This window comes from Acidovorax sp. GW821-FHT10A04 (assembly GCF_059415825.1).
The window spans coordinates 54,486-68,514 of the sequence record NZ_JBWKNZ010000016.1 but is presented as its reverse complement, the minus strand read 5'-3'; the positions used below and the strand labels follow the sequence as shown (position 1 = coordinate 68,514).

Sequence of the window (14,029 nt, the reverse complement as noted above, 5' to 3'; positions counted from 1 at the left end):
CTGGCCCGCATTGCTTCATGCTGCCCGAAGGCGCATGGCGTGCAGCACCCGGTGTGCCCCGGGGTGCTGCCGCGCACATGCAGTCCGTCAGGACTCGGAGGGGCTGTCGGTGTCCGGTGCGGCATCGCTGCCGGTATCCGATGCGCCGCCTTCGCCCTCGACCACGTTGGCATCGTTCTCGACGATGCGCTGCAGGCCGCTGAGCTTGGAGCCTTCGTCCAGCGCGATCAGCGTCACGCCCTGCGTGGCGCGGCCCAGCTCGCGGATCTCGGAAACGCGGGTGCGCACCAGCACGCCCTTGTCGGTGATGAGCATGATCTCGTCATCGGCATGCACCAGCGTGGCGGCCACGACCTTGCCGTTGCGCTCGCTCTGCTGGATGGCGATCATGCCCTTGGTGCCGCGGCCGTGGCGCGTGTACTCGACGATGCTGGTGCGCTTGCCGTAGCCGTTCTCGGTGGCGGTGAGCACGCTTTGTGTCTCGTCCTCGGCCACCAGCATGGCGATCACGCTCTGGCCGTCTTCCAGCGTCATGCCGCGCACGCCGCGGGCCTGGCGGCCCAGGGGGCGCACGTCGTTCTCGTCGAAGCGCACGGCCTTGCCGCCATCGCTGAACAGCATCACGTCGTGCTGGCCGTCGGTCAGGGCGGCGCCGATCAGATAGTCGCCGTCATCGAGGTTGACGGCGATGATGCCGCCCTTGCGCGGGTTGCTGAACTCGTCGAGCGCGGTCTTCTTCACGGTGCCCATGCTGGTTGCCATGAACACGTAGCGGTCGGCCGGGAAGGTGCGCATGTCGCCGGTGAGCGCCAGCACCACGTTGATCTTCTCGCCCTCCTGCAGCGGGAACATGTTGACGATGGGGCGACCGCGCGAGCCGCGCGAGCCTGCCGGCACTTCCCAGACCTTGAGCCAGTACAGCCGGCCGCGGTTGGAGAAGCACAGGATGTAGTCGTGCGTGTTGGCGATGAAGAGCTGGTCGATCCAGTCGTCTTCCTTGGTCGCCGTGGCCTGCTTGCCGCGTCCGCCGCGCTTTTGCGAGCGGTATTCGGACAGCGGCTGGCTCTTGATGTAGCCGGTGTGGCTGAGCGTCACCACCATGTCGGTGGGGGTGATCAGGTCCTCGGTGGACAGATCCTGCGCGCTGTACTCGACGATGCTGCGGCGTGCGCCGAGCTTGCTCTGGCCGAACTCGGTCTTGATGGAGGTGAGTTCTTCGCCAATGATGGTGGAGACGCGCTCGGGCTTGGCCAGGATGTCCAGCAGGTCTTCGATGACCGACATGACTTCCTTGTACTCGGCGACGATCTTGTCCTGCTCCAGGCCCGTGAGGCGTTGCAGGCGCATCTGCAGGATTTCCTGGGCCTGCGTTTCCGACAGGCGGTACAGGCCGTCCTGGCCCATGCCGAATTCCTTTTCCAGGCCGTCGGGGCGGTAGTCGTCGGCGCTGACCACGCCGCCATCGGCGCGCGTGCGGGTGAGCATCTCGCGCACCAGCTTGCTGTCCCAGGGGCGGGCCATCAGCTCGGCCTTGGCCACCGGCGGGGTGGGGGCGTTGCGGATGATGGCGATGAAGTCGTCGATGTTGGCCAGGGCCACGGCCAGGCCTTCGAGCACGTGGCCGCGGTCGCGTGCCTTGCGCAGCTCGAACACCGTGCGGCGCGTGACCACTTCGCGGCGGTGCTGCAGAAAGACGCTGATCAGGTCGCGCAGGTTGCACAGGCGGGGCTGGCCGTCGATCAGCGCCACCATGTTCATGCCGAAGGTGTCCTGCAACTGCGTCTGCTTGTACAGGTTGTTGAGCACCACCTCGGGCACTTCACCGCGCTTGAGCTCGATCACCAGGCGCATGCCCGACTTGTCGGACTCGTCCTGGATGTGGCTGATGCCCTCGATCTTCTTTTCGTGCACCAGCTCGGCCATGCGCTCCTGCAGCGTCTTCTTGTTGACCTGGTAGGGCAGCTCGTCGACGATGATGGCCTGGCGCTGGCCACGATCGATGTCCTCGAAGTGGCACTTGGCGCGCATCACAACCTTGCCACGGCCCGTGCGGTAGCCGTCCTTCACGCCATTGATGCCGTAGATGATGCCGGCCGTGGGGAAGTCGGGCGCGGGGATGATCTCCATCAGCTCGTCGACCGTGGCATCGGGGTTGCGCAGCATGTGCAGGCAGCCATCGACCACTTCGTTGAGGTTGTGCGGCGGGATGTTGGTGGCCATGCCCACCGCGATGCCGGCCGAGCCGTTGACCAGCAGGTTGGGCAGCTTGCTGGGCAGTACCAGTGGCTCTTTTTCGCTGCCGTCGTAGTTGGGGCCGAAGTCGACGGTTTCCTTGTCGATGTCGCCGAGCATTTCGTGCGCGATCTTCGCCAGGCGGATTTCCGTGTACCGCATTGCTGCCGCGTTGTCACCATCCACCGATCCGAAATTGCCCTGGCCGTCCACCAGCATGTGGCGCAAGGAGAAGTCCTGCGCCATGCGCACGATGGTGTCGTATACCGCCGAATCGCCGTGCGGGTGGTACTTGCCGATCACGTCGCCGACGATACGCGCGGACTTCTTGTAAGGCCGGTTCCAGTCGTTGTTGAGCTCGTGCATGGCGAACAGCACGCGCCGGTGCACGGGCTTCAAGCCATCGCGCGCGTCGGGCAGCGCCCGGCCCACGATCACGCTCATCGCGTAGTCGAGGTAACTGCGCCGCATCTCCTCTTCGAGGCTGATGGGCAGGGTTTCTTTGGCAAACTGGGTCATAGGGCGGCGGTGACGGCGAAGGAGAATCATTTTAGAGGGGAAAGCGTGTCGCGCTCTCGCAACATATCGCCGCAATTACGGTTTTGTCCTACGGGCCCCAATGCGGTGCGGGCGCTTTTGCCCTGTTACGTATGGCACAATCGTTTGAACGCTTTGGGTGATGGTCACCTCAAGCGTCCTGATTCGCAGCGCGGCTGCGGCTTTTTCCCCAAGAGGAGAACCATGAAGAAACTGAACAAAGTGGCGATGTTGTTTGCCTCTGCAGCGCTCGCAACCGCCGCTGGCGCCCAAACCGTTGACAACTGGAGAGATGCTTCTGGCCAACTGGTCTGGAAGAACGGCACCAACGAATACTGCTGGCGCAATGCCAACTGGACGCCGGCTACCGCCGCTCCAGGCTGCGATGGCGCCATTGTTGCTCCAGCACCCGCCGCTGCTGCTCCAGCAGCAGCTCCTGGCGCTGCTCCAGCAGCAGCACCAGCACCAGCTCCAGCTGCTCAGCCACCAGTGATGGCCAGCAAGGTGACCTACGCTGCTGACGCATTCTTCGACTTCGACAAGTCGGTGCTGAAGGCAGAAGGCAAGGCCAAGCTGGACGACCTGGTCTCCAAGGTCAAGGGCATCAACCTGGAAGTCATCATCGCCGTGGGTCACACCGACTCCGTGGGTTCCGATGCTTACAACCAGAAGCTGTCGGTCCGCCGTTCCGAAGCCGTCAAGGCTTACCTGGTGTCCAAGGGCATCGAAAAGAACCGCGTGTACACCGAAGGCAAGGGCGAAAAGCAACCAGTGGCTGACAACAAGACCGCTGAAGGCCGCGCCAAGAACCGCCGCGTGGAAATCGAAGTGGTTGGCACCCGCGCTAACTAATCTTTCGATTGGTTCGCACCAAGAAAGCCCCGGCAACGGGGCTTTTTTTCGTCCAGACCTTTCCGGATTCTGTACTGTTACAAATTGCCGTGCCCCGCGTGCAACCCGTGCATGCCCCTATATCTATATATATGGCAGCAAAAGCATTCCCTGGGACGGACTGCCAGGGGTGCGGCTTTGTGATGGGCATGCAGCATCGTTGACAATGCACACCATGAGCGAAGAAACGACCACCATCCCCCCTGTCAACGCCGACCCGGCCGAGCTGGCCAAGTTTTCCGCGCTGGCCCACCGCTGGTGGGATCCGGACAGCGAGTTCCGCCCGCTGCACCAGATCAACCCGCTGCGGCTGGACTGGATCCACGCCCTGAGCGGCCTGGGCGGCAAGCGCGTGCTCGACGTGGGCTGCGGCGGTGGCATCCTGGCCGACTCCATGGCGCGCAAGGGGGCTGACGTGACCGGTATCGACCTGGCCACCAAGGCGCTGCGCGTGGCGCAGTTGCATGCGCTCGAGGCCGGCACCAAAGGGGTGCAGTACTGTGAGATCAGCGTGGAAGCACTGGCAGCCGAGCAGCCCGCCAGCTTCGATGTGGTGACCTGCATGGAGATGCTCGAGCACGTACCCGACCCGGCCTCCGTCGTCAAGGCCTGCTCGGAACTCGTCAAGCCCGGCGGCTGGGTGTTCTTCTCCACCATCCACCGCAATGCCAAGGCCTTCATGCTGGCCATCGTGGGGGCGGAGTACGTGCTCAACATGCTGCCGCGCGGCACGCACGAATACGCCAAGATGATCCGCCCGAGCGAGCTGGCATCGCACTGCCGCAGCGCGGGTCTCGATGTGCTGCAGACCCGGGGGCTGGAATACAACCCGCTGACCAAGCGCTATTGGCTGAGCAACGACACCAGCGTGAACTATATGTTCGCAACGCAGCGCGCGGCCTGATTTGACCTGAGAGATCCGTTTCCGTGACGACACCCGCCCTGAATCCTGTATTCCACAACATCCGCGCCGTCCTGTTCGACCTGGACGGGACCCTGATCGACAGCGCTCCTGATCTGGCCGCTGCCGCCGACAAGATGCGCACCGACCGGGGTATGGAGTCCCTGCCTTTGGCGCGCTACCGCCCCATGGCCGGCGCCGGTGCGCGCGGCATGCTGGGCGAGGCCTTCGGCCTCAAGCCCGAGGACGCGGAGTTCGCCGCCTTGCGCGAGGAGTTCTTTGCCAACTACGAAGCGCGCATGACGGTGCTTACCGAGGTGTTCGAGGGCGTGCCGGCACTGGTCGAGGCGCTGCAGGCCCGGGGCCTGGCCTGGGGTGTGGTGACCAACAAGGCCATGCGCTTCACCGACCCGCTCACGCGCGCCATGCCGCTGTTCGCCAGCGCGGGCGCTGTGGTCAGCGGCGACACCACGCCGCATGCCAAGCCGCACCCGGCGCCGCTGCTGGAGGCGGCTGCGCGCTTGAAAATCGACGCCAGCCAGTGCATCTACGTGGGTGACGACGAGCGCGATATCGTGGCCGGCCTGGCCGCCGGCATGGGCACCGTGGCCGCCACCTACGGCTACCTGGGCTCGGCCCAGGCCCCGCATGCCTGGGGAGCGCACGCTGCAATTAAATCTCCCTTTGAGCTCTTGCAACTGCTGGGACAGGCCTAAAATAGGAAGTCTGGGGCTGTCCTGGTTTCGACGTGGGTTCGGAGTCAGTGTGGTGCATGTCGAGCTTGATTCACGCTCGTAAATCTCGATTTAACAAACTAACTGCAAACGACGAACGTTTCGCACTCGCTGCTTAATTGCCAGTGAGCCTTGCAACAGTTGGCCGATGGGCTGGGCAAGGGGGTTCTGAGCAATCAGCGCCTCCCGGCTGCAAGGATAATTACATGGGCTGGCTCCAATCCGGGTACCTTGGGTTGGGGCGAGATTCAAGGGTGCTGGCGGCCGGTGTAGCGTGCGACTGCGCGACACAGGCGGCGAGATCCAAATCAGACCGCTAAACATGTAGATCTGCCTGGTGAAGGCTTGCGGACGCGGGTTCAATTCCCGCCAGCTCCACCACCTAACGACCAAAGGCGCTCATCCTGACCGGATGAGCGCCTTTTTTCTTGGCCAATGCCTGCAGGATTGCGCACCGTGGTGCGCATTCATGGACTTTGACGCCGGCGCCGCCACAGCTGCTGCCCGAGGAATCCCACGATGGCCATGTTGGCCAGCGCCACAGCAGCCGATGCCACGCTCGGCCTGTGCGCGAAGTGCCATAGCTCGAACGGGATGTACAGCGCTCCGGACAGCGCGCCCAGCCATTCGCCCCACCACCGGTCCTGCCACAGTCCGTAGGCCTCGGCGAAGCGCACCAGCACATAGGCTGCGGCGGCAAGCAGCAAGGGCTTGAGATTGGTGCCCATCAGGTGATCGATGTCGGTGAGAACCATGGCCGGATAGCGGTCGCCGGGCGCGAGGCCGATGTGCCCGATCAACGAGGCCACGATGTGGTGCAGGTCGTGGTGCAGCAGCCCCACGAAGCCCAGGCTGGCCGCCAGGGCTGCAAATCCCTTGAGGGCCTCGAAGGCGGCAATGGCGCGCAGTGCCTGGCGATGAGGTGGCGGGACGTCCCCAGGCGTTGGCGGGTGCATGCCTGGCATGGTAGCCGCAGTGGGTGCTTGCCTATCGCTCGATCTACCGCCTGGTGCGGTTCGGGCGTGGCGCCCTGGGCGCCGGGCGCGCCAGATCGGCATTCGTCTGCTCCAGCCAAAGCAGTGAATCCATCTGCGCCATGAACCTGCGCATGTAGTCTGGCGAGAGCCCGCGCATGAGGCCCAGCGAGCGCAGCATGAGCTTGTGCGAGTTGAGGGGGCCTGCGTTTTCGGGCGCCTTGTGCAGTGCCTGCGTGACCTGCTGGTCGGCGGAGATCTTGGACCAGACCTCGCTGAACTGGCGCACGCTCTTCATTTCCGATGTGCTGGTGCTTTCGCTGGTGCGCACGTGGTCGGCCTCGGCCTGCGCGCGTGCAGCCAGATTGCGGTTGAGCAGGGCCAGAGGCGAGTCCGTTGCACAGGTGGCGCGCAAGGGCGGTGCTGGCGATGGGGTGGCAGCACCGGCCCGCGCGGCGTAGTCGACCACGGCGGCCTGCAGCCGCTGCTGCAGCAAGGCCTGCACGGCGAGCGGTTGTGCCTGCATGCGCCGCGCCAGAGCCTCCAGGTACTGGAAACGCGCGGGATCATGGCCGTCGCTGCCATCCGCCTTCAAGGACTCCAGCGTGGGCTCGCTCATGGCGGTTTGGGCTTGGATGCCCTGGGCACCGGGGCCATTTCCACGCGGCGGTTCTGCGCGCGGCCCTTTTCGTCGGCGTTGTCGGCCACGGGCTGCTCGGCGCCGAAGGCTGCGGCAAACACCTGGGACGAAGGCATGCCTTCTTCGGCCAGGGCACGGGTCACGGTCAGCGCGCGCTGGGCCGATAGTTCCAGGTTGTCGGCAAAGCGCTGGCTGCCGCCGCTGCGCAGCAAGGTGTTGTCGGTGAAGCCGCTGACCATCAGCATCTCGTCGCGCTCGCGCAGGTACACCAGCAGGGGCTGCACCAGGGTGGTCAGCAACTGGCGCCCCTCGGGCCGCAGCTCGGCCGATCCCGTGGCGAACAGCACGCTGCCGCTGATGCCGATGCGGCCGTTGCTCACCGTCACGCGGCCGCTGGCCAGGGGGATGGCCAGGGCCTTTTCCAGCGCCATGCGGCGCTGCTCTTCCGCCTGGCGTTTTTCCACCTCCTGCTTGAGGCTGCTCACCAGGTCGATCTGCACCACCAGCACGCCCACCAGGATCAGCACGAAGGCGCCCAGCAGGCCGGCCATCAGGTCGCCGAACACGGCCCAGACCGGGGCAGTCTGCTCGGTGGTGTCGTCCAGGGTGTCGTCAAAACCCATCCCCGTCATGCGGCCACTCCCTGGGCCGATGCGGTGGCCGCAGCCTGCCCGTGCAGGCGGCGCAGGTCTTCGACGATGCCCTGCTGCGAGGAGATGCTCAGGTCGATCACCTCGCGCGCCTGGGCCACGTAGTAGGCCAGTTGCTCGTCGCTGCGGCCCAGGGACTGGCCGATGGCGCTTTCGATGCCCTGCAGGCCCTGCAGCAGCTTGTCGTTGCTGGCGGTGAACAAGCCCACGCCGTGGCTGAACGACTCACCCAGGCTGGCCAGTTCCACGGCGCTGGCCGCCACGTGCACGGCCACCTCGTCCACCTTGCCGGCTTGCGTGCCCAGGGCCTCACTGAACTGCTGGCCCGCCTGCTCGAGCACCTGGGCGGCCGAACCGACCAGCGATTCGATGGCGGCGCGCTGCTGCACGGCGGCCTCATTGACGGAATGCAGCAGCGTGGCGAGCCGCTCCATCATGGCCGTGCGTTCTTCCAGCGCGAGGTTGTCGCGCTCGCCCAAGCGAGTCATCTCCTGGCGCAGCTGGGTGATCACCTCGGCCGCGGCCTGCGGCACGTCGGATGCCGTCTGCAGCAGGCGCGTGAGGGGCGCCTCGAGCGCCGAGCCCAGCGTGGCCAGGTGTCCGGCCACGGCGGCCTGCAGCGCATCGAGCCGCTCCACGGCTGCCTGGCCGCGCGCGGCCTCGTCATCGCGCAGGGCTGCGAGCTCGGTGCGCCACACGGCGGTGAGGCTGTCCATGCGCTCGCCCTGGGCCTCTTCCCAGCGGGCTTCGGCCTCGACGCGCGTGCGCAGCAGCGCGTCGGACTGTTCCATCAGGCGCGCCGTGCTGCCCAAGGTCTGCTGCACCTGGCCGGACATGCGGTCGGTCAGCTGGGAGGCCGTTTCCTCCAGGGTGCGGTACAGGCCCTGCTGCTGTTCCGTGGCCTGCGTGCCTGCGCGCTGCAGCTCGGCCGTGACCGCGCCGGCCATGCCTTCCATGGAGCGGCTCCAGGTCTCCAGGCGCTGCTGGTCGGCCTGCACCTGGGCCGTGTGCGATAGCGCCACGGTGTCCTGCAGCGATGCCAGCAGGGCGCTGGCGCGCTGCTCAAAGGATTGCGTGGCGGCCTGCAGTGCGCGGTCAAGTTGTGTGGCCGCGCCCTCCAGGGCCTGGCCCACGGCACGCTGCTGCTCCACCGTCTGCGTGCCTGCGCGCTGCCATTCGGCAACCAGCGTGCCGGCCATGCCTTCCATGGAGCGGTTCCAGCCTTCGAGGCGCTGCTGGTCGGTCTGTACCTGTGCCGCATGCGACTGCGCCACGGTGTCCTGCAGCGATGCCAGCAGGGCGCTGGCGCGCTGCTCGAAGGACTGCGTGGCGGCCTGCAGTGCGCGCTCGAGCTGCGTGGCGGCGCCTTCCAGGGCCTGGCCTGCGGCACGTTGCTGCTCTGCCGTCTGGGCGCCGGCGCGTTGCCATTCGTCAGCCAGCGTGCCGGCCATGCCTTCCATGGAGCGGTTCCAGCCTTCAAGTCGCTGCTGGTCGGCCTGGGCCTGGGACGCATGGGACTGGGCGACCGTGTCCTGCAGCGAGGCGAGCAGGCTGCCCGCGCGCTGGTCGAAAGCCTGGCTGGCGGCTTGCAGCGTCTGGTCGAGTTGTGCGGCAGCACCGGCCAGTGCCAGGCCCACCTCGCGTTGCTGTGCTGCGGTCCGCTCGCCTGCGCGCTGCCATTCGGCGGTGAGGGCGCTGGCCGTGCCCTCCATGGAGCGGTTCCAGCCTTCCAGCCGTTGCTGGTCGGCCGCGGCCTGGGCGGCGTGGGAGTGGTCCACGGTTTCCCTGAGCGAGCCCAGCAGCGCACCCGTGCGCTGCTCGAAGCCTTGCGCCACGGTCTGCAGCGCGCCGTCGAGCTGTGTGACCAGGTGGCCCTGGGTCTCGCGCTGGCTGTGCAGTGCGTCGGTCCAGGTGGCGGCCACCTGGCGGGCCGTGCCCTCCCATTGGGTGGACAGGGCCTGCATCTGCGCATCGGTGGCCTCGCGCAGGCGCAGGTGTGAGCGCTCGGCCTCCTGCGCCAGAGCGGCCATGGCCTGTTCGACCACCGGGCGGATGCTGTCCCCGGCCTGGCGGGCGCTGGCGGCCAGGCTGTCCTGCAGCGATGCGCCCACGGTGCTGGCCAGCGCGGTGTAGGCGGTCGCGGCTTCGCGGTGAAAGCCCTGCTGGTGGCTGACCAGTTGCTCGTTGAGCTGCCCGTGGCGGCGCTCCAGGCCTTCCATCAGGTTCTGCAGGCGCTCGGCAATCAGCGGCATGGCCTGGGCCTGGGTCTGCAGGGCGGCAAACATCCCATCGCGCTTGTGCGCCGCCGAGAAGGGGCGCAGCAGGGTGGCGATGCGGGTGTCGAGCAGGCGCAGCACCTGCAGGCGCTCGCGCCGGGCCAGGGCGGACATCAGGCCCAGCATGGCCGAGGTGGCCACGCCGGCCACCGAGGTGCCGAACGCCAGGCCCAAACCCTTGATGGGCGCGGCCAGCGCCGCGCGGATGGCGTCGAGGTTGGACGAGGCTTCCAGCGCGAACACCGCGCCCTGGAAGGTGACCACCATCCCGAGGAAGGTGCCCAGCATGCCCAGCATGACCAGCAGGCCCACCAGGTAGGGTGCCAGGGCCGGGCCGGGCAGCGCCACGCGCTCGCCCTCGATGCGCTGGCGCACGGGGTGGCGCAGGGCCGGGGGCAGGCGCTCCAGCCAAGCGGCGAGGTCCGCCTGCGGCTCGACCGGGACATCGGCCAGCGCGCGGGCCAGGGCGCCGGTGGCCGAGCGGAACTGCTGCAGCTCGTAGGCGCCCAGCAGGTAGACCGCCGCGATCACGGCCGTCATGGCCAGCGCCAGTGGGCTGGTGCCCACGAAACCCCAGGCCACCCAACCGGCGACCGCCAGGCCGGCTGCAAACACGCCGGCCATCACACTCTTGTTCATTCCTGATTACCTGTTCTTCTGTTCTCGTTGCGGGCTGCCTCCAGCAGCCCCATGATCGGTTGCATGCGCACCTGCATCTCGGCCAGCAGCAGGGCCTGCAGGTCCTGCTCGAAACCGGCAAGCCAGCCGCCGGCCTGGCGCCAGCGCAGCGGGTCGTCGGCCTGGCCCGAGGCCTGCACCCGGGCCTGGTGCGCCTTGCGCAACTGCACGAAGCGCCGCTCCAGGTGGCCGGGCAGCGATGCCCACAGGCGCTGCTCGCGCGCGCCCAGCATCTGCTCCATCACCCCGTCCAGCGCCGCCAATTGCCGCAGGGGCGCTGGGCCCTTGAGCAGGGCGGCGCGCACGTGGGTGCGCAGGGCACCCAGGCGGGCGTCCAGCTGCTTTTGCTGCTCCGCATAGCGCGGCCCATGGGCTGCGAAATCGGCCTGGACCTGCGGGTCGGGCTGCTCGACGGGGGTGTTGTCGGCACGTTCGCGCAGCGGCCGGGCCGACCGGGCAGGGGCTGTTGCCAGTCGCGTCAGGTCGGCCTTGGTCTTGTGCAGCAGGTCCTCCAGGGCCTGTGTATCGATGGCCGCCTCGTCTCCCGCGGCGGACGGGGCCATATGGGCCTCGATCGACCGCAGCGAGCCATTGAGCTCGACCGCATCCACCACACTCAGCCACTGGCCCAGCTGTTCCGCCACGTCCTGCTGTGCCGGGGCACGCTCTGCCCGCGTCCATTGCGCGAGCAGGACGACGAGGCGTGAGCTATCGATTCGTTGGTGCAGATACATCCCGGGGGTAGCCATTCACTTCGCCTGCAGCCCTCATGGGAGGCAGTCATCCGGGAAACGGGTCCCCGTGGGCAAAACCGCGTATTTTCGTTCATATGGGCCAGGATCCCGAAAAGCGGGGCCCGGGCGTTGCAGCTGTTACATGAAATGCGCGCCAGAGACGAGGCTCCGGAGGCAATGCGTCGAAAAGCAGCGGCAAGATGGCATCTTCTGTCGCTATTTTTCGCCAACGGCGCGCAAGCATCGCATCGCCGAAGAAGGCCATTGCCCTTGCCAGGGGGTGTGGCAGGCCACTGCTGTATAAGCAATCAGTAATGCAATCCCAAAAATACTCCCCCGCGAATTCCTGTGGCTTCTGTGGAGCGACCAGCTACCGCCGCGTCGTGGCACGCGACACCCAGGGCGTGCTGCGCGCCACCGAGCGGCTCCTGTGCACGGGCTGCACACGCGAGTTTGCCGACGTGAAGACCTGGCGCCAGGGCATGCAGGACGCGCCCGCTGTTTTTTCGCCAGCGGGCTAGCACTCAGAGGAACTGGGCCCTGAGTCCGACCATGATGCGCCGGCCCGCGGCGGGCTCGAAAAAGCGGCCATTGCCGTCGTTCACGATCAGCGAGCCCGCGTAGCGCCGGTCCAGCAGGTTGTCGAGACGGGCCCAGGCCTGCCAGCGCGTGCTGGCAGTGGCGTCGCCGAATGTGTACCCGGCGCGCAGGCCCACCACGGCAAAGCCGGGGGCCGCTTCGCTGTTCACGTCGTTGGCAAACACCTTGCCGGACACATCGAGCATGGCGCCCAGTTGCCATGCGGCGCTCGGCGCATGGTCCAGCGCCAGCTGCGCCACGTGGCGCGCCGTGCCGGGCAGGCGGTTGCCTGCGGCCACCCGGGCGCCCCCGGCACCCGCGTAGGCATCCCCGAAGAAGGCGTCGAGCCAGGTGTAGGCTGCGCGCGGCTTCCAGGCGCCGGCCTGCGCGCTCCAGGCCAGCTCCAGCCCGCGGCGGCGCACGTTGTCGGCGTTCTGGAAGACCGTGCGGCCGTTCACCGTGGCGGCGGGCACGATCTCGCTGCGGCTGCGCGCGTCGAACCAGGCAGCCTGCACCTGGTGCACGGCCCCCTGCCACTTGGCGCCGATCTCCATCTGGCGGCTGCGCGAGGCTGCCAGACCGAAGTTGGGCCCGGTGTTGTCCCGGCTGTAGGCCATCTCGGCCAGGGTCGGGGTCTCGAAGCCACGGCCCACATTGGCATACAGGTTGAGCTGGTCGCCGGCGCTCCACACCAGGCCCAGCACCGGGCTGGTCTGGCGCCAACGGCGCGCACCGCTGTCGTCGGGGTTGGTGGGGGTGATGAAGTGGTCGCTCACGCGCATGTCCACGCGGCTGGCGCGCACGCCTGCCACGGCGCGCCAGGTGGGCGCGAGCCAGGCGTCCACCTGGGCGAAGACGTCGGTGTTGCCCGCACGGTCGCGCTCGTTGCGGCGCAGTGCGCCGGCCTCGCCGTTCTGGTTGACGAAGCCCTGGCGCTGCTCGGAGAGCCGGTCGGCATCCACGCCCAGGGTCCAGGTGAGCGGCAGGCCCGAGGGCATCTTCGCGCTGTGCGTCCAGGCCAGGCCCAGGCCGTGGTAGTCGCGGTCCAGGTCGACCACGCCGCCGGCGCTGTTTTCGGCCGCACCGCTGAACGACAGGTACTGGGTGAGCGAGCGCCTGCCGCCGTAGGCGCGGGCGCGCACGCTGTCGGCGGCGCCCAGTTGCCGCTCCAGCACCAGGCCCCACTGGTTCTGCGCCACCGACTTGCGTGTGCCGAAGATGTCGGCCACCTCGGGTGCCTGGCGCGGGTTGGCGTGGAACTGCGCGCGCGTCAGGCCCAGCGGGTCCTGTGCGTCGGGCTGGTGGTAGAGGTTGAGCAGGGCGGTGATCTTCGTGTCCGCATCGGGGCGGGCCACGAGCTTGCCGTTGAGGTGGGTGCGCCGTGCGGCGCTGTGGTCGCGCCAGCCATCGGTCTCGAAGCGCGAGACGTCCAGCAGGCCTGAGAGCGCGCGGTCGCCGAAGTCGAACGAGGCACCGGCCAGCCGCTGGCCGAATGAGCCTGCAGCCACCGAGGCCTGGGCCCCGCCGCCCGCGCGCGGGTCGCGGGTGCTCACCTGCAGCACGCCGCCGGCGGCATTGCCATAGAGCTGCGCCAGCGGGCCGCGCAGCACCTCGACTTGGGCGGCCGACTGCAGCTGCGCCGTGGCCGCCTGGCCCTGGCCATCGGGCATGGTGGCGGGAATGCCGTCCACCAGGATGCGCACCCCGCGCACCCCGAAGGTGGAGCGCGCGCCGAAGCCGCGCACGGCGATCTGCAGGTCCTGCGCATGGTTCTGCCGGTCCAGCGCCACCACGCCGGCCTGGCCGGCCAGCAGTTCGGACAGGTGGACCAGCGGCGTTGCGGCCGTGAAACCGTCCACCGGCACGCTGGTGTGGCTGGCCGCGCTGTCGAAGCGTCGCTGGGCCTCGGCGTTGCCCTGCACCTCGACAGGGGCCAGCGTGCCCCCTTCTCGGGGCTGCGCCATGGCGGGTGCTGCTGCCAGGGCGGCCAGCGCCGCAAGCACCGTGGACAGGGCCGGAGCGCGGTAGCCGGGCGGATGGCGGTGCGGGGCAAGGGCAGGGAGCATGGGCGAAGGTGGGAGTGGCAAGGGCGTGGCCAGCGTAGCGCAGGACGCCGGCGCGGCCTGTCAGCGAATGTCCCTGGATCGGCCTTGCCCTGGCCGGTCTGCGGGCGGAAAGCCACAGCATGCCTCATTCCTGTCAC

General features: G+C 67.8%; 11 protein-coding genes and 1 other RNA gene. 5 read left to right on the top strand and 7 right to left on the bottom strand.

The genetic code is table 11. The annotated features are described in order from the left end of the window. Window positions 1–87: 87 nt before the first annotated feature. Window positions 88–2,751 (bottom strand): DNA gyrase subunit A, encoded by a 2,664-nt coding sequence (gene gyrA / locus AC07PF_RS26945; protein ID WP_494613922.1) that lies wholly within the window; start codon window positions 2,749–2,751, stop codon window positions 88–90. A 222-nt stretch (window positions 2,752–2,973) separates the two neighbouring features. Between gyrA and ompA the strand changes: the two genes are divergently transcribed. From ompA to ssrA, 4 genes are all read left to right on the top strand, one after another. Further along, window positions 2,974–3,621: an outer membrane protein OmpA gene (gene ompA / locus AC07PF_RS26940; RefSeq protein WP_145698330.1), complete on the top strand. Its 648-nt coding sequence runs from the start codon at window positions 2,974–2,976 to the stop codon at window positions 3,619–3,621. 214 nt (window positions 3,622–3,835) lie between these two features. Further along, the gene (gene ubiG / locus AC07PF_RS26935; protein ID WP_494605953.1) at window positions 3,836–4,564 is read left to right on the top strand and encodes a bifunctional 2-polyprenyl-6-hydroxyphenol methylase/3-demethylubiquinol 3-O-methyltransferase UbiG; all 729 of its coding nucleotides are present in this window, start codon (window positions 3,836–3,838) and stop codon (window positions 4,562–4,564) included. Window positions 4,565–4,587: 23 nt separating this feature from the next. Next, window positions 4,588–5,277 carry a phosphoglycolate phosphatase gene (gene gph, locus AC07PF_RS26930; RefSeq protein WP_007852573.1) on the top strand — a complete coding sequence of 230 codons (690 nt, stop codon included), beginning with the start codon at window positions 4,588–4,590 and terminating at the stop codon, window positions 5,275–5,277. Between the two features lie 12 nt (window positions 5,278–5,289). Then, window positions 5,290–5,676: a transfer-messenger RNA gene (ssrA, locus tag AC07PF_RS26925) on the top strand. A gap of 86 nt (window positions 5,677–5,762) precedes the next feature. On the opposite strand, the gene AC07PF_RS26920 is transcribed toward ssrA, so the two are convergent. From AC07PF_RS26920 to AC07PF_RS26900, 5 genes are read right to left on the bottom strand one after another with little or no spacing between them, the layout of a single operon-like run. Next, window positions 5,763–6,260: a DUF2127 domain-containing protein gene (locus tag AC07PF_RS26920; RefSeq protein WP_145698333.1), complete on the bottom strand. Its 498-nt coding sequence runs from the start codon at window positions 6,258–6,260 to the stop codon at window positions 5,763–5,765. A gap of 34 nt (window positions 6,261–6,294) precedes the next feature. Continuing rightward, window positions 6,295–6,888, bottom strand: a complete 594-nt coding sequence (locus AC07PF_RS26915; protein ID WP_494613920.1) for a DUF2894 domain-containing protein — start codon at window positions 6,886–6,888, stop codon at window positions 6,295–6,297. Next, on the bottom strand, window positions 6,885–7,541 hold the full coding sequence (locus AC07PF_RS26910; RefSeq protein WP_494613919.1) for an OmpA family protein: 657 nt from the start codon (window positions 7,539–7,541) through the stop codon (window positions 6,885–6,887). Before AC07PF_RS26910 ends, AC07PF_RS26915 begins: the two co-directional genes overlap by 4 nt. Then, entirely contained in the window at window positions 7,538–10,474 is a 2,937-nt protein-coding gene (locus AC07PF_RS26905; RefSeq protein WP_494613918.1) for a DUF802 domain-containing protein, read from the bottom strand. The genes AC07PF_RS26910 and AC07PF_RS26905 overlap by 4 nt, the downstream gene beginning before the upstream one ends. After that, window positions 10,471–11,247 carry a DUF3348 family protein gene (locus tag AC07PF_RS26900; protein WP_494613916.1) on the bottom strand — a complete coding sequence of 259 codons (777 nt, stop codon included), beginning with the start codon at window positions 11,245–11,247 and terminating at the stop codon, window positions 10,471–10,473. Before AC07PF_RS26900 ends, AC07PF_RS26905 begins: the two co-directional genes overlap by 4 nt. A gap of 314 nt (window positions 11,248–11,561) precedes the next feature. On the opposite strand from AC07PF_RS26900, the gene AC07PF_RS26895 reads away from it, so the two are divergent. Continuing rightward, a complete protein-coding gene (locus tag AC07PF_RS26895) occupies window positions 11,562–11,768 on the top strand; it encodes a hypothetical protein (protein WP_494605944.1) in 207 nt (68 codons plus the stop codon). A gap of 3 nt (window positions 11,769–11,771) precedes the next feature. Here the strand turns inward: AC07PF_RS26895 and AC07PF_RS26890 are convergent, their stop codons facing one another. Beyond that, a complete protein-coding gene (locus AC07PF_RS26890) occupies window positions 11,772–13,892 on the bottom strand; it encodes a TonB-dependent receptor family protein (protein ID WP_494613915.1) in 2,121 nt (706 codons plus the stop codon). Window positions 13,893–14,029 lie beyond the last annotated feature (137 nt).

Coding starts and splice junctions, on each gene's coding strand:
- gyrA (WP_494613922.1), bottom strand. CDS start 2,751: ATGACCCAGTTTGCCAAAGAAACCCTGCCCATCAGCCTCGAAGAGGAG.
- ompA (WP_145698330.1), top strand. CDS start 2,974: ATGAAGAAACTGAACAAAGTGGCGATGTTGTTTGCCTCTGCAGCGCTC.
- ubiG (WP_494605953.1), top strand. CDS start 3,836: ATGAGCGAAGAAACGACCACCATCCCCCCTGTCAACGCCGACCCGGCC.
- AC07PF_RS26920 (WP_145698333.1), bottom strand. CDS start 6,260: ATGCCAGGCATGCACCCGCCAACGCCTGGGGACGTCCCGCCACCTCAT.
- AC07PF_RS26915 (WP_494613920.1), bottom strand. CDS start 6,888: ATGAGCGAGCCCACGCTGGAGTCCTTGAAGGCGGATGGCAGCGACGGC.
- AC07PF_RS26910 (WP_494613919.1), bottom strand. CDS start 7,541: ATGACGGGGATGGGTTTTGACGACACCCTGGACGACACCACCGAGCAG.
- AC07PF_RS26905 (WP_494613918.1), bottom strand. CDS start 10,474: ATGAACAAGAGTGTGATGGCCGGCGTGTTTGCAGCCGGCCTGGCGGTC.
- AC07PF_RS26900 (WP_494613916.1), bottom strand. CDS start 11,247: ATGTATCTGCACCAACGAATCGATAGCTCACGCCTCGTCGTCCTGCTC.
- AC07PF_RS26895 (WP_494605944.1), top strand. CDS start 11,562: ATGCAATCCCAAAAATACTCCCCCGCGAATTCCTGTGGCTTCTGTGGA.
- AC07PF_RS26890 (WP_494613915.1), bottom strand. CDS start 13,892: ATGCTCCCTGCCCTTGCCCCGCACCGCCATCCGCCCGGCTACCGCGCT.